This is a genomic window from Streptomyces sp. NPDC051921 (assembly GCF_040680975.1).
In the GTDB taxonomy this organism is placed as follows: domain Bacteria; phylum Actinomycetota; class Actinomycetes; order Streptomycetales; family Streptomycetaceae; genus Streptomyces.
On sequence record NZ_JBFAXU010000005.1, the window covers coordinates 99,127 to 119,960 of the forward strand.

The window sequence follows — 20,834 nt, forward strand, 5'->3', positions numbered from 1 at the left end:
GCGCAATCTCGCGCCCCCGTGCTCGGAGAGCAGTCGGCTACGCATTTCATCCGGCAGGTCTCCGCCGCGAACGGCCAGGCAGAACCATGATTCCCCTTCACCAGAGAAGAGGTCATGCAGCAGGTCGAACGTCTTCTCAGTGCGCCTGCACCGACCCGACGTCGTCCTCCTTGGTGCTCGCACAGGGTGGGTCGTACGGCAGCTGGGGGACGTAGCGGCTCCATTGCTGTCGGGTCAGGGCAGTGGAGCTCGCGGCGCAGATACGGCCGATGGCGGACTCGACGTTCAGGTCCCACAGCGTGGCCACGCCGTCGTCGGTGGTGGCGGCCAGGGTGCGCCCGTCCGGACTGAACGCGAGAACGGCGACGTACCCGGTCTCCACCGTCAGCGGCCGGCCGATGGGGGTGGGGTGGTCGGGATCGGTGACGTTCCACAGGTTGACCGTGCCTTCGTCGGTGTGGCCGGCCGCCGCGAGCGTGCGCCCGTCGGGGCTGAAGGCCACCGACCACAGGCTGCCGCCGGGCACCGTCAGCGGTTCGCCCCTGCGCGTGAGGTGGTGGGGGTCGGTGGCATCCCACAGGGTGACGGTGCCGCGGCTGTTCCCGGTGGCGAGCGTGCGGCCGTCCGGGCTGAACGCCACCCAGGTGCTGGTGGCGGTCGGCTGGTCGATCGGCTGCCCGATCCGGACCCCCGGGTCCGTCGTACTCCACAGTCCGACCTCGCCGTTGCTGCCGTCGCCGCCGGCGGCCAGCATCGTGCCGTCGCGGCTGAACGCCAGGGACTGGACGGACCTCGTGCGATCGGTGGAGATACGGGACAGGGTGCCGGGGTCCGCGGGATCGCTGACGTCCCACAGGGCGATGCTGCCGGACTCGTCGTCGCCGGCCGCGGCCAGGGTGCGGCCGTCCGGGCTGAACGCCAGGGAGAAGATGAGTCCGTCCGCCCCGGTGAGGGTCTCCCGGAGCCGGACGGGACGGCTGGGGTCGGCGATGTTCCACAGCGTGACCGTGCCGCCGCTGTCGCCCGCGGCCAGGGTGCGCCCGTCGGGGCTGAAGGACACGGCGTTGACCGGCTCCTCGGGACCGGTGAGCGGATCACCGAGGGGAGCGGGGAAGCGCGGGTCGGCGGTGTTCCACAGGGAGACGGTCTCGTTCTGGTTCCCGGCCGCCAGGGTGCGCCCGTCCGGACTGAACGCCACGGACGCCACATTGCCGCCGGCGCCGATGATCCGTGTCGGCGGCAGATGCCACAGATCGACGTTGCCGTCGCTGTTCCCGGCGGCGAGGGTGCGGCTGTCCGGGCTGAACACCACGCCGGTCACCGCGTCGCCGGGGCCGGTCAGCGGGCGGCCCAGCGGGACGATGGCCTTGGGGTGGCTGACGTTCCACAGATGGACGGTGTGGTCGGCGCTGCCGGCAGCCAGGGTGTGGCCGTCCGGGCTGAACGCCACCGACACGACGGGCTGCGCGGGGCCGGTCAGCGGCTCGCCCAGGAGGGCGGGGCGGCCGGGACCCGCGACCGTCCACAGGTGGACCCTGCTGTCGCCGGCTCCGGCGGCGAGCGTGCGGCTGTCGGGACTGAACGCCAGGAAGTTGACGTCGCGCCCGGCCGTGAGGGACCGCGCGCGACCGGGACGGGCCGGATCGGTGGTGTCCCACAGGCGGATGGTGCCGGCGTCGTCGTCGCATGCGGCGGCCAGCGTACGGCCGTCGGGGCTGAACGCGATGCGGTGGGAGAAGACGTCGGGGCAGCCGAGGTTCAGGGGTGTCGGCAACGGGTCGGCGTCGTGGGGGTCGGTGACGTTCCACATGCTGACGAGTCCCGCGCGCCGTCCGGCGGCCAGGGTACGGCCGTCAGGGCTGAACGCCAGCGATTCGACGGAGTACGCGGCGTCCCAGTCGCTGACGCCGGGACTCTTCAGCCGCCCAAGCAGAACCGGGTGGCTGGGACTGGTCAGGCTCCACAGGTCGACGAATCCGCCGGACCCCGAGTCGCCCTTGTCGCTGGTGCGGCCGCCGACGGCCAGCACCCGGCCGTCCTGGCTGAACGCGAGCGACCGGATCGACGTGACCGAACGGTCCACGGGCACGGGTCCGCCCAGCGCCACGGGACGGCCGGGATCGGAGACGTCCCACAGCCGGACGAGGTTCTCCTCGAGGCTTCCCGCCGCCAGCATGTGCCCGTCGGGGCTGTAGGCCACGGCGCTCACCCAGCCGGACGGGCCTCCCGAAGGTCCGGGAAGCCGGGTGGCCAGCGGCGTGTTCTCGGTCGCGACGAGCCGCGACGCCGCCGCATCGGACGGATCCATGCGGTAGGCGGTCAGCGCGAGTTGAGCGGACAGTGAGGGATCGGTCGGCGCCAGTTGCACGGACGCGGAGGTGACCGCGGCCGTGATGGCCTGGTCGCGGGCTCGCAGGGCCTCGTCGGCGGCGTCCCGCGCCTCGGCCTCCTGCCGCAGGGCGAAAGCCGCGGCCAGCGAGGCGACCACGGCAAGGGCGGTGATGGTGGCGACGGCGGCGCGCCGGAGCCGTTGCCCGCGCCGCTGGTGGCGGCGGGAGGCCGCCAGAAAGGCCCGGGCGGCGGCGCTGAGGTCCGGGCCGTGGGTCGCGGCCCAGTCGAGTGCCGCCTCCAGGCGGTTGCCGCGGTACAGCGCGGCCGCCTCCCGGTCGGCCTGCTCCCAGAGCCTGGCCGCCTCTTCCAGATCCTGTCGTACGAGATTGCCGCCGCGGTCGTGCTCGATCCAGTCCCGCAGCCGGGGCCAGGCCCGGATGAGCACCTCGTGCGTCATCACCACCGTGTCCTGGTCCCGGGTCAGCAGTCGGCCACGGGTGAAGTCGTCCAGGACCGTGCCGGCTGCTTCCCGGTCCGGCGCGTGAAGCAGCAACTCGTCGTGCCGGACACGCCGGCGGCTGTCATCGGCGTCGCGCCCCACGATGACGAGCCTCAGGAACACCCATCGTGCGGCCTCGCGGCAGGGTGGCGGAAGGGTCTCGTAGAGCCTGTCGGCCGTGGTGGCGATGGCGCCCTGGATGCCGCCGGTGACCCGGTATCCGTCGACGGTGAGGGTGTGGCCGTGGCGCTGCTGCCAGGTGGCCCGCAGTGCGTGTGCGAGCAGCGGCAGCCGGCCCGTGGTGCTCCCGACCGGCCCCCCGACCGCGCCCAGGTCCGCCAGCAGCACCTCCACCAGGCCGTCCTCGACGTCGAGCCCCACGCTGGCGGCCGGGCGGCGGACCGCGTCCTTGAGTTCGTCCTCCGTCATCGGCTCCAGCAGGACCGGTCCGGCTCGGAGCGCCGCTCTGAGCTGCGGATGGGCCGTGCACGCGGCGTAGAAGTCCGCGCGCACCCCCAGCACCACGACCGCACCGCCCCCGGGCCGGGCCAGCCGGTCCAGCACGTCGACGAACCACTGCCGTTCGGTCTCGTCGCCGCAGGCCGTGAAGAGCTCCTCGAACTGGTCGACCACGACCACCAGGCCCGCGGCGGGCGATTCCCGCGTGGGGGCCGGACCGGCCTCTGCGTGCGTCGCGTCGGCGGCCCCGGGGATCTCGCGCAGCACGTCGAGGCACTGTGCGGGATCGGCGGACCCCACGATCTCGCACAACTCCTCGATGCACTGTGCGGGGTCGGCCCGCCACAGCGGTGCGGTGCTCCGGGCCGTCTCGGCGTCCAGCCCGGCGGCGGCCGCCAGCGCCAGGGCCGGGGAGGCCGTGGGGGTCAGCAGCAGCCGAGGCCACGTGCTCGAACCAGCCGCCGGAAGCCGGCCCTCGTCCAGGGCCGGCAGCACACCGGCCGCGAGCAGGGACGACTTCCCGGCACCCGACGGGCCGATCAGCACCAGCGGGCCGCCCTCACGCATCCGAGCATCCATCCGCTCGCACACGAGGTGAACCATGCGCTCACGGCCGTGGAACCACTGCTTGTACCCCGCGTCGAACGGAGCCAGTCCCGGGTACGGGCACGGCACCCGGTCGGCGCCGGGGCCCGGGACGGTGATGCGCCCCTCATGGCCGAAGCGGATGTGCATGTCGCCGACGGACTGGAAAGAGCTGCCCCCTCCCGTCACGGTCGCGTTCAGGTCGATGGGCTGCCAGGGGGGCGGCCCCTCGGAGGGCGCCGCACCGGTGTCGCGTTCCGTCACTCCTGTCCGCCCCTGGTGACGGTCATGTCGCGCCCGGCCAGGAAGGCGTTGCCGCCGGTCACGTGTGCCTCCAGCGTCATCGAGCCCGTGATCTGCCGGTCCTGGGTTCCGGCCGTGTGCGGCTCCTCGCCGAACAGCGCACGCAGCTCGTCGACGGCGTCCGGGCGTGCGGCCAGCAGCCGGACGATGCGGGCCTGCCACTCGGCGACCAGCAGTCCCTGGAGTTCCCGGCCGTCGCCCGCCTGTCGGGCCTGGAGCAACTCGCCTCGCGCGTCGTCGAGTTCCTCCTCGACGCGCTCGGGGTGCGCGGACCGCCACAGCGACAGGACCGCGGCCTTGGCGGTGGCCCAGCCGTCCGTCGCCAGCAGATCGATCAGGCGCGCCGCGGCCACCGATGCCAGGCCGGCGAGTTCCACGCTCGTCTCCATTCCTTCTCCTTGTTCTCGCTTACCGTGCGTGGGCCGCGATCGCGGTCATGGTCAGATGGGAGGCGACGAAGACGCGGTCACCGCCCACCGTCCACCGGAATCCCGCGTCCGGCTGCCCGGGGTCGCGGTACCTCCACCGGGCTCTGCCGGTGGACGCGTCGATGGCCCACAGCGTCTTGGCGCTGTCCGTGGCGAAGACGGTGTCGGCCGAGCACTGCGCGCTCCTCCCGCCCATCCCCAGTGACACGTTGAACAGGTTGGACAGGCCCGTGTCGCCGGCCCCCTCGAGCCTCGCGACCCACCGGAGAGTGCCGTCCGCCGTGGCCAGGGCGACCAGGTCGCTGCCGACCCCCACGTACACGGTCGCACCGTCCAGGCTGGGGAACGGGGCACCGATCCGGACCCGGTCCCCGCTCTTCGACTGGAAGAGCCGATGCCACTTCTCGCTGCCCGTGGCCGGATCGACGGCGAACAGCATGTCGCCGGTGCCGCCGGCGAACAGGAACATCCCGGCGGCGTGGCACGTCATCGGCCAGCCGGAGTTGAAGTAGAACCTGGAGTCCTGAACGGACACCTTCCAGCCGCGAGCGCCTTTCCGGCCGGCGTCGACCATCTGGACGCGGCCGGCCTTCCCGCCCGGAACGGCCGAGGTGGCGAGCAGACGGGAGCCGGTGGGCGGTACGAGCACGTTGTTGATGTCCGTGCCCGTCACCCGCCAGAGTCCCCTGCCGGTGGCGGCGTCGAACGCGCGGATGTAGCCGACCGTCGGATCCTTGACCGAGAACTTCCCGTCCAGCACGCGCACGGTCCCGCACACGTAGACCGTGCTCCCCGCGGCTGCCACGTAGTGGCTCGTGTACAGCGCCGTGTGCGTGCCGCCCCCGGGACCGGAGTCGGCCATCTTGGTCGCCCACTTCAGCTTGCCGCTGACCGCGTCGAACGCCGCCAGCAGATTCGTCGCTTTCGGCGTGTCACAGAGCAGGTAGAACACTCCGTCCGCATACGCCGTGGGGTACCTGAAGCTGCCCGTGCCGTAGTCGTTGGCGGTGTCGAACCCGGAGAACGCGGTCTTCCCGGTCGCCGTGTCCAGGAAGGACGTGCCGGTGTTCGTGACCACCATGACCACCTTGTCGGTGGCTTCCAGACAGGTGGGGGCGTGCTTGGCGGTGCGCGACCAGGCCGTGACGGCGTCGGGTCCGGACAGAAGGATCGCTTCCGGCTCGTTCGTCGAGGACGGCGACGCGGAAGGGGCCGAGGAGGACGGTACGCCGGACGGAGCAGCCGGCCGCGCGGTGGCCCCGGGCCCGCCGGCCCGGCCGCCGGCTGTCGTCGGCGAGTCGCCGGAGAAGGCCACCGCCGCCGCGGATCCGCCGAGCACGGCCGCGCCTCCCGCCAGTCCGATGAGCAGCTTCCGACGGCTGACACCTCTGTCGGCGGCGATCACCGGCGGCGGAAGCAGCAGGTCCGGGGGGCTGTCCTGGCCGCCTTGAGCGCCGCTCCGGGCGGGTGCCGACCCTGCCGCCGCAGCGGCGGCTGCCATGTCGGCGGTCACGGCCCGCGGCAGCCAACTGCCCTCCAGGGCCGGCAGGTTCTGTCGTCGCAGGTGGTCCACGAGTTGCTGCGCGGTGGGACGGTCCGGCGGGTCCGGGTACAGGCAGCCGCCGATCACGTCGCGTAGCGACACGGGCAGGGCGCCCGTGTCCGGCTCGCCTCCGGAGGCCGCGAACAGCACGGTCGAACCGAGGTCGGCCATGTCGTCCGTCAGTGCGGGCGCCGGACTGCCGGTGGCTCCGACGATTCCCAGGGCGCTGATGCGGGGCCCCTCCATGGTGAGCAGCACCGAGTCCGGGCTCACCTCGCCATGGACCGTTCCGGCCGCGTGGAGCACGGCGAGCGCCCGGCCGAGGCCGTCGGCGAGCACCCGTAGAGCCGGTTCGGACAGCGGTCCGTGCCGGTCAACCGCCTGCCGTAGCGGCAGTCCGGCGGCGAACTCGGTCGCCATCCACGGGACCGGTGCGTCGGTGTCGGCGTCCACCACGGGTACAAGGAAGGCACCGGACAGCGTCCGTGCCGCCTCCACGGCGGCGCGGAACCGGTCCCGGAAGCCCGGGTCCGCGGCGAGTTCGCGTCGTACGACCGTGACCGTGACGAGTCGCCCCGCGTCCGTACGAGCCGTGAAGACGTCGTTCCCGCCGACCGCGCGCTGCCGTACCAGCAGCGAGTACGGCCCGATCCGGCGAGCGTCGTCCGTTCCGAGATGATGCATCGTCGTCCGTCTCCCTCATGCCAGCCTGATCGTCTGGTCACGGGCCGCCATGTAGGAGCTGCCGCCGCCGGTCACATGGGCCGTCATGGTCACCGACGGAGCCGGTCCGGCGGTCGGCGCACCGGGAGGCTGCTCCGCACCCGGCCCGGACGCGTCGGCGGGCTCGGCATCCGACAAGAGATCGGTCACCGCGTCACTCAGGCGCGCCAGCCCGTCCGGGAGGTGGGATTCCGGAACGCGGAGGAACTGCAGGCGTCCCAGCTCCGCGATCTCGGCCGGCAGAGCCGAGGCGTCGGGCAGCATCGTCGCGTCACCCAGCAGGACCGGGACGACGCGGTTTCCCGCCCGAAGAGCCGTGGCGATCTCCAGGCGGACCCAGTCGTGGGCCCGGTCCAGCAGCCGCGCACCGTCCTCGCCACGCGCGTCGAGCCACCCCGGCCCGATCAGGACGCACATGAGCTCGCACTCGGCGGCCTGCCGCCGCAGGATCTCGGCGAAATCGGCCCCGGGCGGGATCGACCGGCCCGACTTGAAGATCTCGTTGGCACCCAGGCGGCCGGACAGTTCGCGGTAGACGCGGTCTCGCATCCACCGGGAGTCCGCTTTGCGAAAGCTGAGGAAGACGCGCGGCACAAGTGCCCCCTCTCTGGCAGGACTTGATGTCAGGGATGGTGCTCACCATAGGGGCGGAACAGACGCGCGATGGCTATTCAGCGAGGATTGAATAGCAGCCGCAAGGCTCCGTACTCTGGCCGGTATGGACTCGGCGGACAGCGCGGAAGCGGCGGTCCCGGGTGGGACGGTCCGGGCACGGGCGGTTGCGGCAGGGACGGTTCCGGCACGGGCGGTTGCGACAGGGACGGTTCCGGCACGGGCGGTTGCGGCACGGGCGGTTCCGGTTCGCGCCTCAGCCGGTACCCGTCTGCCGCCGGGCGACTTCGGCGTCGTCCTGGCCACCCTGCGGGCACGTCGGGGATGGAGCGTGCGCGAGCTCGCCCGGCGCGCGAACGTGTCCGACGGGCAGATCTGCAATCTGGAGAGCGGACTGCGCAACCCGACGCCCGCCGTGGCGGCGGCCTGCGACGCGGCCTTCGGCGCCGGCGGGGAACTCGCCGAACTGGCGGCGCCCCGGCGCCGGGGCGTCCCGACCGAGGAGGTCGTCGAGACCGGCCCCGTGGTCACCGGATACGAGCGGGTCCTGCGCGAGCTGAAGGACATCGGCCGATCCACCGGGCCGGGGTTCGTCACCGCTTCACTGAAGTCGATCACCCGGATCCTGACGGACGCCGGTTCGCTCGCCGTCGGCGAGGAGCGCGCGGAGATCTGGCTGCTGGCCTCGAAGTTCGCCGAGTACACGGGCTGGATGGCGCAGGAGGCGGGAAATCCCGCGGAAGCGTTGCGCTGGACGAATACCGCGGTCCGCTGGGGCGCGCGCGGCGGAGACGAGACGGTGGCCGCGTACGCCCTGGTCCGCAAGGCCTTCATCGCCCAGCACCGCGGTGACAGCGGTGCGGCGATCGGATTCGCCGACCAGGCGGCCGCACACCCGGCGGCCGACCCCGTGATCCGCGCGCAGGCCGCGCGGCGCGCGGCGCAGGCGCATGCGCGGCGCGGCGACGCGGAGGCCTGCGGGGAGGCATTGGCGCGGTTCAGAAGTCACACTGCCGAGGTCGTGGGCGGCCGGACCCCTCACTGGGGTCCGCGGGTCGAGAACGGCAACCCTCGGCTCATCGAAGCGTCCTGCATGCTCAGCCTGTGCCGCTTCGAGCTCGCCGCCGACCTCTTCGCCGCCGAGCTGTGCGCTGTCGGCCTTTCCGCCTCCGAGCCGAGCGCCGCCGACCCATTCGCCGCCGAGCGCGCGCTCCTGCCGGCCGTCCCGACGGACAGCAACTCCCGGGCCCGCTTCGCGGTCCGGCAGGCGACAGCCCTGGCCGGTGTCGGCCGCCTCGACGACGCCTGTCGGATCATCGAGGCCACGCTGCCCGTGATCAGACGCATCGACTCGGCCACCGTACGCGCGGAGCTGGGCGCTTTCGTGGAACAGGCCCGGACCCGAAGGGCCGGCCCGGCCCGGCACGCCCTCATCGACGCGTCGGCCGCCCTCGCGTTCGGCTGAGGCGGTCGCCGGGCAGGGGCGCTGAGGCGTCGCCGGGCAGGGTCACTGAGGCGTCGCCGGGCAGGGTCGCTGAGGCGGTGGCCGGGGAACGCCGCCGAGAAGCACTATCAAGGAACGCGGCCGGAAGCGTCACCGATCGGCGCCGTCGAGAAACGCCGTCACCGACTCGACGAAGGCGGCCGGGTCGTCAAGCCATGGATAGTGGCCCGCCCCGGGCTGCACGCGGAGCACGGCGTGCGGCACGAGACCCGCGAGTTCCGCCACCGCGCCCGGCGGGCTGTTGAGGTCGAACTCGCCCGCGAACAGCAGGACGGGGGCGGGCAGCGCGGCGAGCGCGGCACGGGTGGCGCGGATGCCGTCAGGCGTGAAGGCACCGTCGGCGCCGAATCCGGCGACGGCCTCGGGGTTGCCGGGGCGGCTCGCGGCCTCGTGACGGCGGGCCGCCTCATCCCAGCGGCCGTACCGGAAGGGCGCGACGGCCTCCCAGTCGGCGCCGGTGCCCCCGCCTCCGCCGTTGATCGCCTCCAGGGCGGCGAAGGCCGCCGGGAACCAGGGCTCGTGGGCGCGCCGGCGCGCGAGGCCGAGCCGGGCGTCGGCGGTGATGCCGACGCCGACGGCGCGCAGGCCGGGGGTGACGAGGGCCAGGCGCGCCACGCGGTGCGGATACCGGGCCGCGTACTGGACGGCGATGTTCGCACCGGCGGAGTGGCCGAGCAGGTCGACGCGTTCGAGACCGAGATGGGCCCGTAGGGCCTCGATGTCGTCGACGAGGCGGTCGCAGCGGTACGTGGCGGGGTCGACGGGCCGCGCGGACCGGCCGGTGCCGCGCAGGTCGGGGAGGACCAGGGTGCGGTGGACGGCGAGCCCGCCGAGGTCGCCGAGGTACGCGGAGTCGGCGGGCCCGCCGGGGACGCAGAGGAGCGGGCCGCCCGAGCCGGCGAGGCGGTGGGCGAGGCGGGTGCCGTCGGGGGCGGTGAGGGTGGCGGAGGTGTGCGGAGCGGAGGTCATAACCCAGTCATACAACCTGGTTATAAGCCTTGTCGAGCCTCTGACGGGGCGTGCGCGTCCGGGTATAACTGGGTTGTGACAGCCGAGAGGGAAAGCGGACAGGAGACTGGACGCGAGATGACGGGATACGACGCCGGACCCGCGCACGCGGGGACGACGGGCGACGACGCCGGACTCGCGCACGCGGGGACGACGGGCGCGAGGGCCGCCGGGCAGACGCCCGAGGAGATGACCGAGGAGCAGGTCGGGCGGATGTTCGCGGGGATGAACGAGATCATTCGCGCGGGCGAGGAGATGCGGCACCTGCGCGCCGAGATGATCCGGCTCTTCGCCGGCGCCGGCTGGACCCAGGACCGGCTGGCCCGGCTGGCCGGGATGAGCCAGCCGGCGGTGTCCAAGCAGGTGACCAGGGCGGCGGCCGGGGAGGGCGTGCCGCCGGCGGCCGACGTGTCGCTGGACCAGCTCGACACACCCTGGCTGGAAGGGCGGCTGTGGGGCCTGGCCGAGGAGCTCTCGGCGGCGCTCGACGACGACGCCCACTGCTCGCGCCTGGTGCACGCGCTGGCCCGGGGCCGGAAACGATTCACACCGCAGAACGTGGACGCACTGCGGCGCCTGGTGGAGGAGGACCTGCGGGAGCACAGGGCGGAGGCCCCGTTCGCGCCGCACCGGAGCACGTACGACCGGATCGCGCGGGGCCTCGACGTCCTGGCGAAGAAGGACGGGCCGGAGGCTGTGACGGCGTCCGGACGGCGAACGCTGGCCTGCCAGATCCAGCGGGTGCGCCTGCACGAGGCGTGAACCGCCCACCGGTTCCACCCCGTACGGGCGCGGCACAATTGCCACAAAGAGGATGGGAGTGGACGATTGAGGCATGTTCAGCGGCGCACATGTGATCCTCTACAGCCAGGACGCGGAGGCGGACCGCGCCTTCCTCAAGGACGTCCTCGGCTTCGACCACGTCGACGCGGGGCGCGGGTGGCTCATCTTCAAGCTGCCGCCGGCCGAGATCGCCGTGCACCCGACGGACGGGGAGCCCACGAGCGAGATCTATCTGATGTGCGACGACATCGCCGCGACCCTGGCCGCCCTGGAGGACCGCGGAGCCGTGGCCCCACGCCCCGTCACCGACGAGAGGTGGGGCCGGGTCTGCGCCGTACGGCTGCCGAGCGGGACCGAACTGCCGCTGTACCAGCCGCATCACCCCGTTGCCCACAGCCTGTCACCCTGATGGCCCACCCCACCGCGAGCGTCATCTCATATCTGAGATAATGTGACGCCATGGCAGACGACTACCTCGTACGCATCGGCAAGCTCATCCGTGACGCCCGTCAGCACCGTGGCTGGACCCAGACGCAGCTGGCCGACGCACTCGGCACCAGCCAGAGCGCCGTCAACCGGATCGAGCGGGGCAACCAGAACATCAGCCTTGAGATGATCGCCCGCATCGGCGAAGCCCTCGACAGCGAGATCGTCGCTCTCGGTTACGCCGGCCCGATGCACCTGCGCGTCGTCGGCCGCCGCCGGCTCTCCGGCGCCATCGACGTCAAGACGAGCAAGAACGCCTGCGTCGCGCTGCTGTGCGCCTCGCTGCTCAACTCGGGCCGCACGGTGCTGCGCCGGGTCGCCCGCATCGAGGAGGTCTTCCGCCTCCTGGAGGTCCTCAACTCGATCGGCGTGCGCACCCGCTGGATCAACGAGGGCGTCGACCTGGAGATCGTGCCGCCGGCCGAGCTGGACATGGAGTCCATCGACGCCGAGGCCGCGATCCGCACCCGCTCCATCATCATGTTCCTCGGCCCGCTGCTGCACCGCCTGGACCGCTTCAAGCTGCCGTACGCCGGCGGCTGCGACCTCGGCACCCGCACGATCGAGCCGCACATGATCGCGCTGCGCCGCTTCGGCCTCGACATCACCGCGACCGAGGGCCTCTACCACGCGCAGGTCGAGCAGTCCGTCTCCCCCGACCGCCCGATCGTCCTGACCGAGCGCGGCGACACCGTGACCGAGAACGCCCTCCTCGCGGCCGCCCGCCACGACGGCGTCACGGTCATCCGCAACGCCTCCTCCAACTACATGGTCCAGGACCTGTGCTTCTTCCTGGAGGCGCTCGGCGTCCGCGTCGAGGGCGTCGGCACCACGACGCTGACCGTGCACGGCGTCCCGCGGATCGACGTCGACGTCGACTACTCCCCCTCCGAGGACCCGGTCGAGGCGATGAGCCTGCTCGCGGCGGCCGTGGTGACGGAGTCGGAACTGACCATCCGCCGGGTCCCGATCGAGTTCATGGAGATCGAGCTCGCCGTCCTGGAGGAGATGGGCCTCGACCACGACCGCTCGGCCGAGTACCCGGCGGACAACGGCCGCACCCGCCTGGTCGACCTGACGGTCCGCCCCTCCAAGCTGGAGGCGCCGATCGACAAGATCCACCCGATGCCGTTCCCGGGCCTCAACATCGACAACGTCCCGTTCTTCGCGGCGATCGCGGCCACGGCCCAGGGCAAGACGCTCATCCACGACTGGGTCTACGACAACCGCGCCATCTACCTCACCGACCTCAACCGCCTCGGCGGCCGCCTCCAGCTCCTCGACCCCCACCGCGTCCTGGTCGAGGGCCCCACCCGCTGGCGCGCCGCCGAGATGATGTGCCCGCCCGCGCTCCGCCCGGCGGTGGTCGTCCTGCTGGCGATGATGGCGGCGGAGGGCACCTCGGTGCTGCGCAACGTCTACGTCATCAACCGGGGTTACGAGGAGCTGGCGGAGCGCCTGAATTCGGTGGGGGCGCAGATCGAGATCTTCCGGGACATCTAGGACCCCCGAGCACGGGCCCCGAGCAGCGGAAAGCCGCCGCTCGGGGCTCTTCGCGTACCAGCCGTGGGGGGAATGCACTCTCTCGCTGCAACATCTTGCATAAGCGCGAACCCTGCGTCGCCTGCACTTTCCCTCCATTCAACTCGCCCTGACTGAAAGCTCATTCGTGAACTTGCGCAATGTGGGCAGGACTTGTGAGCATGCCGGGCATGACGAACGTGCGCTTCCTCTCCCGTGCATCCCGCCCCGCCGCCGTCGCCGCCACGGCCGCGGCCGGCCTCCTGGCCCTCCTGCCCACCGCTCCGTCGGCCGGGGCGGTCACCACGGTCCCGTCCGCCGGCAGCCCGTCGGCCGAGACGGCGGTCGCCACGTCCCCCTCCGCCGTCGCGGTCGCCGACTCCGCGCCTCCGGAGTGCGTGCAGTACTACGCGAGCTGGCGCTACACCTCGGTGGTCAACGGCTGTGGCACCACGGTGGCCGTCACCGTCGAGTACACGGACGGCCAGGACGCCCCCTGCCGTGTCATCGAGCCCGGGGCGTCGGCGACCTTCGCCGGCTACGGCCCGCAGCTGAACCACATCACGGGACTCCGGACGTGCGACCCCGGCAGCACCGCGGCGAGCGGCGCCTGAGCACGGACGATGAGCACCGTGCCCCGCGCGCGGCTGGGGGGCGGTGCTCTATGGAGCGCCAACACGAACATTAGGCCCATGCCGAGGCCGAAGACGAGGATCGGCCCGAGGATGCTGCCCAGATTGGTGGAGTGCACATCGGTCAGGGTCAGCCAGGACAGACCCGCGGCCGCGAGCAGCGAGCCGGTCACCATAAAGGGTTTCGTCCCGTATCGGGGCAGCAGGTTCGCAGTAGGAGGGGTTCCGAGATCGGCCGCCCGCTGTTGGCGACAGGTTTCGCCTACCTCCGCCGCGCGACCAGCATGCAACAGCCAAGTCCCTGATCCGTCCCGGCGGGGCTTCCCCTTGCGTGGCGCAATCTGCGCATTGGCGGGTAGCAGCATCCACCATTTCTGTATGTTGAGCGCTACACAACTACCCGTCCCCGGGAGTGATACGTGCCGTTCCCGCAGACCGTGATAAGCAGATCCATCGCTGCTGTCGCGCTCTCCACGCTCGTCGCCGGCTGCTCGGGCTCCGACGCTCCCGATCCGAAGCCGACGGTCCTGAAGGCCACGACCGCACCCGCCACAACGGCGCCGACGCCCACGACACCACCCTCGAACAGGCCACTGCGCCTCGGCGACACCTTCATCAACCGGGTCGACGACCCCGCGCAGGGCGAGATCGAGGTGAACGTCACCGTCTCGAAATACTTGCAGCCCGCGAAGGCCGACTACTCCCCGGCGGAGCTTTCGGCCGGGGAGAAGGGCGACGAATGGGCAGCCCTGGAGGTCAAGGTCTGCCTAGTGAAGGGGAGCGTCGCCGCGGGCACGAACTCCTGGCAGCTCGCGACGGCCGACGGCGTTCGGTACCGGCCGCAGTTTTTCCCGGCCGGCGGCCCGAAGCCGGAATTCGTCGACGGTTCCAAGCTCGCGGCCGGTGACTGCCTGCGCGGCAACATCATGTTCGCGGTCCCGAAGGGCACCCGTCCCGGAACGGCCGTGTACGCGCCAGCGTCTCTGGACGAGCCAAAGAAGTGGACGCTCGGACAGCCCCGGCAGCCCTAAGAGCGTGCAGCGTTGGCGACTCTCCCAACCGCTGCCCCGCGTCGACCGACTCCACCGGCCCCCGGTGAGCCGTCGTAACCGATGAGAGCCGTCGGCGGATCGCGCAGCGACATGAGGAGACGACGTCCCCCTGTAAGCAAGACCGCTGACGGTGTGTCGAGACCAGCACCCACGTCGCGGAATGAGATGATATTCAGTTACCTCCGGGGGTCGTCGCGACGATGCCCTGCGCGCCCGGTTCAGGAGGTAGTCACCGCATGCCCGCCCCGTTCCACCCGTCCTCCGCCCCCGGCGGCGATCCCGGCCTCAGCCGCCTGAAGGCCGTCCTCGAAGAGTGGCGCAAGTCTCTGCTGGACATGGGCGGGCGCAACCGGCTGCTGAACTTCCGGCATACCAGGACCGCGACACTGGAAGTGATGTTCCCGGGCATCGACCCGCTGTTGGCCAACCTCCGGCAGGGGTGGACCTTCGCGCCCGTCGCCGAGGAATCCGCAGAGGACTCGGACGCGGGCGGAGCCGTCACCCTCCGCAAGACCGCTGACGGGCCCTCTCGCGCACTCGGCGATGGCCTCTTCACCCAGAAGACCACGTCCGCCGGCCTCAACAGCGCCCTGTACCAGCTGCGCAGCAAGTCAGGGCAGATGTTCAACGACTACGGCCTGTGGGTCCTCTGGCTCGGCATCGGCATGCTCAACTGGCGCGAAGAGGGCGCCGAGGAGAGCAGCGCCGCGCCCCTCGTCCTGGTTCCGGTCGAACTCCGGCGCGAGGAAGGCGGCAAGGGGTACAGGCTACGGCTCGCCGACAACCAGGAGCGGATGCACAACCCGGCCCTGGCGGTGAAGATGGAGCACCTCGGGGTCGACTGGAGGCCGGTCGGCGACACCGACGTCGCGGATGCCTCCGCCGTCCTGACCGCGGCCCGAAAGGTCACGGCCGGGCTGAAGGGCTGGGCGGTTGACGACCGCGTAGTGCTCGGGCTCTTCGCCTCCCACCGTGAATCCATGTACCAGGACCTCCTGCAGAACGAGGACCGGATCCTCGCCCATCCGCTGGTACGGACCGTCGCCCTCGGCCCGGATGCAGGCCTGCCCGACGACGTCATCGGTTTCGAACCTCCGGAACTGGACCGCATCGACGAGATCCAGCTGCCCGAGACGAGCCCGATGGTGCTGGATGCCGATGCCTCGCAGCGCCAGTGCATCGCCGCCGTCCTCGACCAGCGTTCCTTCGTCATGAGCGGTCCGCCGGGAACGGGCAAGAGCCAGACGATCACCAACATGATCGCCGCCCTGATGCACGCCGGCCGCAGTGTGCTCTTCGTTAGTGAAAAGGCCGCGGCGCTGGACGTGGTGCGGAACCGTCTGCGCAGCGTCGGCCTGGGCGACTTCGTCCTGGCCCTGCACAGCGGTGACACGAGCAAGAAGGCGGTGGCTACCGAGCTGGCGCGGGTGCTGACGACCGAGGCGCGGGTCACCGGCGCCGCACAGCACGAGCTCGAGCAGGCCCGGCAGTTGCGCACGGAGCTGTCCGCACACTCGACGGCGATGAACGAGGTCCGCGAACCCCTGCAGCGCACCCTGCATCAGGTCCTGGGTCGCCTGATCCAACTGGAACGGGCCGACGTCCCGCAGTTGCCGACGTCCGTGCAGAACGACGCCGTCGTCCGAACCCTGAGTGCCGGCTCCCTCAGGGAGTCGGTCGATGCCGCCCAGGCCATCAGCCGGGCCTGGCGTCCGGCGGCGGAAGGCTCGGCGTTCGTCTGGCGCGGTCTCGTGGTCAACTCGGCGCACACCGTGGTCTCCGAGGCGTCCGGAGCGTTGACCGCGCTCAGCGCGGCCGTCGACCGACGGCCTTTCGCCTCGACCGGGGACACGCCCGGGTCCGTGCGGGAGCTGAGGCACCTCGTACGAACGCTGAGCTCGCGACTCCCCGACGCGCCGCAGGCGCCGGCGGAGGGACAGCTGCCCGAGGACACGGGCACGGAGCTGCGTCAGCTTGCCGATCTCTTCGGAATGCCGCATGACACCACATCGGAGGCAGCCTTCGCCCTGTGCGAGCTGGCCGACCTGACCTCGGCCGAGTTCAGGCCGCCTCGCGCGTGGTTCCAACCGGCAGGTCTCGCGCAGGCTCACGCCGCCGCAGCAGAGCTGCGCGAGGCGATCACCGCCGAGTCCGCTGCCCGAGCCGCGGCCGCGGATCTCTTCGGCGACCAGGTGCTGCGTACCGAAGGGCTCCACCACCTTGCGGAGCGCTTCTCCTCGCAGCATCAGGGCCTGTTCTCAAGGTTTTCGGCGCAGTTCAAGTCCGACCGTGCGGCGGCAGCAGAGCTGACGCTCGCGGGGACCTGGGACAAGTCGGTCGGCGCGCGGCTCGTCGATGCCGTCGCCTGGCAGGATGCGCACACAGAGGTGGCCCGCCTGGCCGAGCAGCACTCCACGCTCCTGGGCCCGTATGCGCCGCTGACGGAGGAAGCGCTCGTCGCTCTGGACGCGGCACTGGCCAACGCCGACCGCATCGCCGTCCTGACGCGCAGCGCCGATCGGGCCGATCTCGCCGCCCTGCAGCTGGCCCATGACGCGGACCAGGACCGGCTTGGCGCGCTTCTCGCCGGCAACATCCGGCGGGCTCTCGGTGGTTGGTGTGCCGTTGCGGCGCAGCGTGCCGACCGTTGGGAGACAGCGGCGGAGTCGCTGCTCGCCCTCTTCGAGCCGGCCCGCGCCGCCCAGCTCTCCCCTTCCCTGCTGGGTCCTCTCGACCAGGCGCAGTCGATGATCGATGCTCTGGACGGCGACCCGCGCGGGCCCGAGGAATGGCGGACCTATCGCGACGGGCTCGCGGTACTCGCCCGGCACGGCGCGGACGGCCTCGTCACAGCGGCGGCCGAGCAGGACCTCGACCGGCAGCAACTGCCCGAGATCGTCGAGCAGGCACTGCTCCGCGCCTGGGCGGACGGGGTCCTCGCGTCCGACGGACGACTGCGGACCACCCGTGGCGAGGACCTCGACGCCCGGGTCGCCGATTTCCACGAGGCCGACCGGCGGCTGATCGCCGCCGCGGGCAGGGCCGTCATCGAGGCATGCAACACACGTCGACCCCGCCGCTTCGGCAGCGGCGGAGGCGCTGTCATCAAGCGTGAAGCGGAGAAGAAGGCCCGGCACCTGCCTGTGCGAGAACTGCTCGGCCGGACCCGTGAGGTAGTCCAGGCGATCAAGCCCTGCTTCATGATGAGCCCGCTCACAGTCAGCCAGATGCTGCCCGCCGACTTCGAATTCGACGTCGTCATCTTCGACGAGGCTTCACAGGTGCGGCCCGCGGATGCGATCAACTCCGTCTATCGCGGCCGTACGCTCGTCGTGGCAGGAGACGAGAAGCAGCTGCCGCCGACCTCGTTCTTCGATTCTTCTGTCGAGGACGACTCGGATGAATACGCCGAGGACGTACCCGATTCCTTCGAGTCTCTGTTGCACGCCTGCAAGGCTGGGGCCATGCAGGATCTGCCGCTGCGCTGGCACTACCGCAGCCGCCACGAGAACCTGATCACCTTCAGCAACCGCGAGTTCTACCAGAACTCGATGATCACCTTTCCGGGGGCACAGGAGGAGGGCAACGACGTCGGTGTCGCCTTCTTCCAGGCCACCGGCGTCTACGACCGCGGCGGTCGCCGTGACAACCAGGTCGAGGCCGAGTTCGTCGCCCGGCGGGTGCTCCACCACTTCGACACCCGTCCGGGGCTCACTCTCGGCGTCGTCGCCCTCTCCCAGGCCCAGGCCTCCGCCATCGACCTCGCCGTGCAGCAGGCCCGGCTGGGCCGGCCCGACCTGGAGCACTGCTTCACCGAGGACCGACTCGACGGCTTCTTCATCAAGAACCTCGAGTCGGTCCAGGGTGACGAACGCGACGTGATGATCATGTCGGTCGGTTACGGGCCCGACGAGCACGGCAAGCTGGGACTGAACTTCGGGCCGATCAACAAGAGCGGCGGCTGGCGGCGCCTCAACGTCGCCGTCACCCGTGCCCGGTATCGCATGGAGGTCGTCGCGTCCTTCCGCGGCGGCAGCCTTGCCGACAGTACGAACGAGAGCGTTCGCCACCTGAAGCGGTACCTGGAGTACGCGGAGTCCGGCCCTGCGGTACTTGCCCAAGAGGTCCTCCCGTCGGACGCGGAGCCCGACAGCCCCTTCGAAGAGTCGGTGCTCGATGTGCTGCGCGGCTGGGGCCACAAGGTGCAGTCCCAGGTCGGCGTGGCTGGCTACCGCATCGACATCGGTCTGCGTCACCCCACCCTCCCGGGTGCCTATGCCCTGGGAATCGAGTGCGACGGCGCGATGTACCACTCATCCAAGGCCGCGCGGGACCGTGACCGGCTGCGTGAGCAGGTTCTGACCGGGCTGGGGTGGCGGCTGTACCGGATCTGGGGCACCGACTGGTACCGGGGCCGGGCAGCAGCCGAGCTCCGACTGCGCGAGGCGGTCGAGCATGCCATCGCCCAGGGACCGCTGATCGGAGGAGCCTCCGTGACGCTGCCTGGGCAGCGGGGGCCCGTGGACGGCGCGCCGCCCGTCGACGACCCGGTGCAGGAACGGGCGGAGCCGGTGGCGGCCACCAGTGCCACGCCGGCTCCGGCACCTACCAGGCCGCCCGCCCCGCCTGCCCAGCTCGACGTCGAGTACGAGCGCGTGCCTGTGGACACGCAGGCCGAGCGGGTGTGGAGCGCCCCGTACAAGACCCGGTGGATCAGCGCCGGCTCGTCCTACGAGCTGCACACCCCGGAGGCCAAGCCTGCGCTGCGCAGGGTGCTGGCCGCCGTCATCGAGGCCGAGGGACCGATCCACGAGGACCTGCTCGTACAGCGTGCGCGCGAGGCCTGGGGCCTCGCCAGGGCCGGCGGCCGGGCCCGGACCGCCGTCGTACAGGTGGCGCAGGCCCTCGTACGGTCGGGAACCGTAACGTCGGAGGGCTCATTCTTCGATGTGACGCACCGCACCACACTCCAGGCCCGCACCCCGGGCGCGGGCGAGACCGCGCGGAAGGTGCTGCACGTCGCCCCGGCCGAGCGCCGGCTGGCGTTGTGGGAGCTGGCGGCCGAGTGCCCCGGCATGTCGGCCGAGGAGCTGATGAAGCAGGCCTGCGACTTCTTCGGCTGGCGTCGGCTGGGCCCCGACATTCGCACAACCCTGAGCGCGGATATCAGGGCACTGCACCGCGGTGACCGGATGTCCGGTGGCCCGGACCGCATCACGGTGGTGCGCTGACGTTCACTGTGACCGGAGGGCGTGGGCGACGTAGGCCATGTGCTGCGCGTTGCCCACCGTCAGCCAGTCCCCGAAGGCCCCGGTGCTGTCGCCTCCTCCGGCCAGGTCGAGAAGCCAGGTCTCGGCGGCTCCAGCACCGGTACCGCGGAAGGAGGGCAGTTCGACGATGCGGCGGGCCGCCGCTCGGTTGAACGCGAGCTTGTCGCTCGTCCGCCTGCCGGTATGCAAAACCTTCGATATGACGAAGTCTCGCTCGGTCGTATAGCGCAGGAAGCCCCAGTCCGGCCCTCCCTTCCGCTTGGGGTCGCTCGGCGGCTGAGCGATGGCGTGGGCGGACTGGGTTCCGTAGTCGCCGTACCTCACCACGGCCAGGTAGGGCCTCCGGCTCTGTGCGATCTCGTGCCACATCGCCCAGTCCCATCGCGGCTCCTCGCGCAGGCCCTGTTCCAGCATGTCCACCGTGACGTGTGGGAAGCCGGCGCTCAGCACGCAGACCTCGCGCCAGGAGGCCAGAGGGAACAGAGCGTCGAGTGCCCGCAGGGCCTCCTTGCCGGCGTCGGGCCGGGAGGCGAGCACGGCGCCCATGTCCAGGAGCAGGTCCACCCGGACGCCCGGGTCGGCGCGGGCCACGAGGGAGCGGACGGCTTCCCGCGTACCGTCGTCCCACTCCCCCTCGACGGGGACACGTATCCCGAGGCCCCGGTGGCTGCGCGCTGCGGTTTCAATCGAGGTCGCCTGCTGGAAGGCGGATCGGTCCGGACCCGTCACCGGCCGGAGCCGGGCGTACATGCAGCGTTCGTCCAGGAGGTCCGCCAGCACGGTCATCTGTGTCTCGTCCGCGAAGGGCGCGTCTATCCACCCGTCGCTGTGACGATGGACCACCCCGACCGAGCCCAGGTCCTTACGAAACCCGGCGGTGAGAGCCGGGGCGTCGATCTCCGGTCTCGGCGGCAGATTCCACAGAGGCGCGATGCGCCGTCGGCCGATCGGCGACTGCCACGCATAGGCCTTCGCCGCATGCGGTCGGGCTCGGAGCACGGGCACGTACAACAGCTCAGACACGGCGGATTCCCCCTCGGCTCTGCCGACTCCGGTGACCTGGAGCCAGGGTCCGCGCAACCGGCGGAGCGCGAA

Annotated in this window: 13 protein-coding genes and 1 pseudogene; 7 read left to right on the forward strand and 7 right to left on the reverse strand. The window is 71.5% G+C overall.

The window, feature by feature from the left end; all coding sequences use genetic code 11:
* Positions 1 to 136 precede the first annotated feature (136 nt).
* Genes AB0M16_RS09005 through AB0M16_RS09020 form a run of 4 tightly spaced genes read right to left on the reverse strand, consistent with a single transcriptional unit; the run spans position 137 to position 7,465 of the window.
* Complete coding sequence (locus AB0M16_RS09005; RefSeq protein WP_365340428.1) at positions 137 to 4,138, reverse strand: hypothetical protein; 4,002 nt, start codon at positions 4,136 to 4,138, stop codon at positions 137 to 139.
* Positions 4,135 to 4,566, reverse strand: a complete 432-nt coding sequence (locus AB0M16_RS09010; RefSeq protein ID WP_365340430.1) for a hypothetical protein — start codon at positions 4,564 to 4,566, stop codon at positions 4,135 to 4,137. The genes AB0M16_RS09005 and AB0M16_RS09010 overlap by 4 nt, the downstream gene beginning before the upstream one ends.
* A gap of 19 nt (positions 4,567 to 4,585) precedes the next feature.
* Positions 4,586 to 6,832 carry a PQQ-binding-like beta-propeller repeat protein gene (locus AB0M16_RS09015; RefSeq protein ID WP_365340432.1) on the reverse strand — a complete coding sequence of 749 codons (2,247 nt, stop codon included), beginning with the start codon at positions 6,830 to 6,832 and terminating at the stop codon, positions 4,586 to 4,588.
* Positions 6,833 to 6,847: 15 nt separating this feature from the next.
* Positions 6,848 to 7,465, reverse strand: a complete 618-nt coding sequence (locus AB0M16_RS09020; RefSeq protein WP_365340434.1) for a toll/interleukin-1 receptor domain-containing protein — start codon at positions 7,463 to 7,465, stop codon at positions 6,848 to 6,850.
* Positions 7,466 to 7,754: 289 nt separating this feature from the next.
* On the opposite strand from AB0M16_RS09020, the gene AB0M16_RS09025 reads away from it, so the two are divergent.
* Complete coding sequence (locus AB0M16_RS09025) at positions 7,755 to 8,948, forward strand: helix-turn-helix transcriptional regulator (RefSeq protein ID WP_365340759.1); 1,194 nt, start codon at positions 7,755 to 7,757, stop codon at positions 8,946 to 8,948.
* A 129-nt stretch (positions 8,949 to 9,077) separates the two neighbouring features.
* Here the strand turns inward: AB0M16_RS09025 and AB0M16_RS09030 are convergent, their stop codons facing one another.
* On the reverse strand, positions 9,078 to 9,956 hold the full coding sequence (locus AB0M16_RS09030) for an alpha/beta hydrolase (RefSeq protein ID WP_365340436.1): 879 nt from the start codon (positions 9,954 to 9,956) through the stop codon (positions 9,078 to 9,080).
* A 117-nt stretch (positions 9,957 to 10,073) separates the two neighbouring features.
* Here AB0M16_RS09030 and AB0M16_RS09035 point away from each other — a divergent pair, with 117 nt between their 5' ends.
* The 4 genes from AB0M16_RS09035 to AB0M16_RS09050 all read left to right on the forward strand — a co-directional run bounded on the left by AB0M16_RS09035 (position 10,074) and on the right by AB0M16_RS09050 (position 13,399).
* Positions 10,074 to 10,757: a sigma-70 family RNA polymerase sigma factor gene (locus tag AB0M16_RS09035; RefSeq protein ID WP_365340438.1), complete on the forward strand. Its 684-nt coding sequence runs from the start codon at positions 10,074 to 10,076 to the stop codon at positions 10,755 to 10,757.
* A gap of 73 nt (positions 10,758 to 10,830) precedes the next feature.
* Positions 10,831 to 11,187, forward strand: a complete 357-nt coding sequence (locus AB0M16_RS09040; protein ID WP_365340440.1) for an extradiol dioxygenase — start codon at positions 10,831 to 10,833, stop codon at positions 11,185 to 11,187.
* Between the two features lie 50 nt (positions 11,188 to 11,237).
* A complete protein-coding gene (locus AB0M16_RS09045) occupies positions 11,238 to 12,767 on the forward strand; it encodes a UDP-N-acetylglucosamine 1-carboxyvinyltransferase (protein WP_365340442.1) in 1,530 nt (509 codons plus the stop codon).
* A gap of 209 nt (positions 12,768 to 12,976) precedes the next feature.
* A complete protein-coding gene (locus AB0M16_RS09050; protein ID WP_365340444.1) occupies positions 12,977 to 13,399 on the forward strand; it encodes an alpha-amylase in 423 nt (140 codons plus the stop codon).
* A gap of 62 nt (positions 13,400 to 13,461) precedes the next feature.
* Here the strand turns inward: AB0M16_RS09050 and AB0M16_RS09055 are convergent.
* A pseudogene (locus AB0M16_RS09055) lies at positions 13,462 to 13,623 on the reverse strand (MFS transporter); the annotation flags it as partial.
* Between the two features lie 213 nt (positions 13,624 to 13,836).
* On the opposite strand from AB0M16_RS09055, the gene AB0M16_RS09060 reads away from it, so the two are divergent.
* Together AB0M16_RS09060 and AB0M16_RS09065 are read left to right on the forward strand one after the other, a co-directional pair.
* Positions 13,837 to 14,448: a hypothetical protein gene (locus tag AB0M16_RS09060; RefSeq protein WP_365340446.1), complete on the forward strand. Its 612-nt coding sequence runs from the start codon at positions 13,837 to 13,839 to the stop codon at positions 14,446 to 14,448.
* A 257-nt stretch (positions 14,449 to 14,705) separates the two neighbouring features.
* Positions 14,706 to 19,700, forward strand: a complete 4,995-nt coding sequence (locus AB0M16_RS09065; RefSeq protein ID WP_365340448.1) for a DUF3320 domain-containing protein — start codon at positions 14,706 to 14,708, stop codon at positions 19,698 to 19,700.
* 3 nt (positions 19,701 to 19,703) lie between these two features.
* On the opposite strand, the gene AB0M16_RS09070 is transcribed toward AB0M16_RS09065, so the two are convergent.
* Complete coding sequence (locus tag AB0M16_RS09070) at positions 19,704 to 20,762, reverse strand: hypothetical protein (RefSeq protein ID WP_365340450.1); 1,059 nt, start codon at positions 20,760 to 20,762, stop codon at positions 19,704 to 19,706.
* Positions 20,763 to 20,834 lie beyond the last annotated feature (72 nt).

Excerpts from the sequence above, each read along its gene's own strand:
- AB0M16_RS09015 (WP_365340432.1), bottom strand. The coding sequence starts at position 6,832 with ATGCATCATCTCGGAACGGACGACGCTCGCCGGATCGGGCCGTACTCG.
- AB0M16_RS09050 (WP_365340444.1), top strand. The coding sequence starts at position 12,977 with ATGACGAACGTGCGCTTCCTCTCCCGTGCATCCCGCCCCGCCGCCGTC.
- AB0M16_RS09010 (WP_365340430.1), bottom strand. The coding sequence starts at position 4,566 with ATGGAGACGAGCGTGGAACTCGCCGGCCTGGCATCGGTGGCCGCGGCG.
- AB0M16_RS09065 (WP_365340448.1), top strand. The coding sequence starts at position 14,706 with ATGCCCGCCCCGTTCCACCCGTCCTCCGCCCCCGGCGGCGATCCCGGC.
- AB0M16_RS09030 (WP_365340436.1), bottom strand. The coding sequence starts at position 9,956 with ATGACCTCCGCTCCGCACACCTCCGCCACCCTCACCGCCCCCGACGGC.
- AB0M16_RS09045 (WP_365340442.1), top strand. The coding sequence starts at position 11,238 with ATGGCAGACGACTACCTCGTACGCATCGGCAAGCTCATCCGTGACGCC.
- AB0M16_RS09040 (WP_365340440.1), top strand. The coding sequence starts at position 10,831 with ATGTTCAGCGGCGCACATGTGATCCTCTACAGCCAGGACGCGGAGGCG.
- AB0M16_RS09035 (WP_365340438.1), top strand. The coding sequence starts at position 10,074 with ATGACGGGATACGACGCCGGACCCGCGCACGCGGGGACGACGGGCGAC.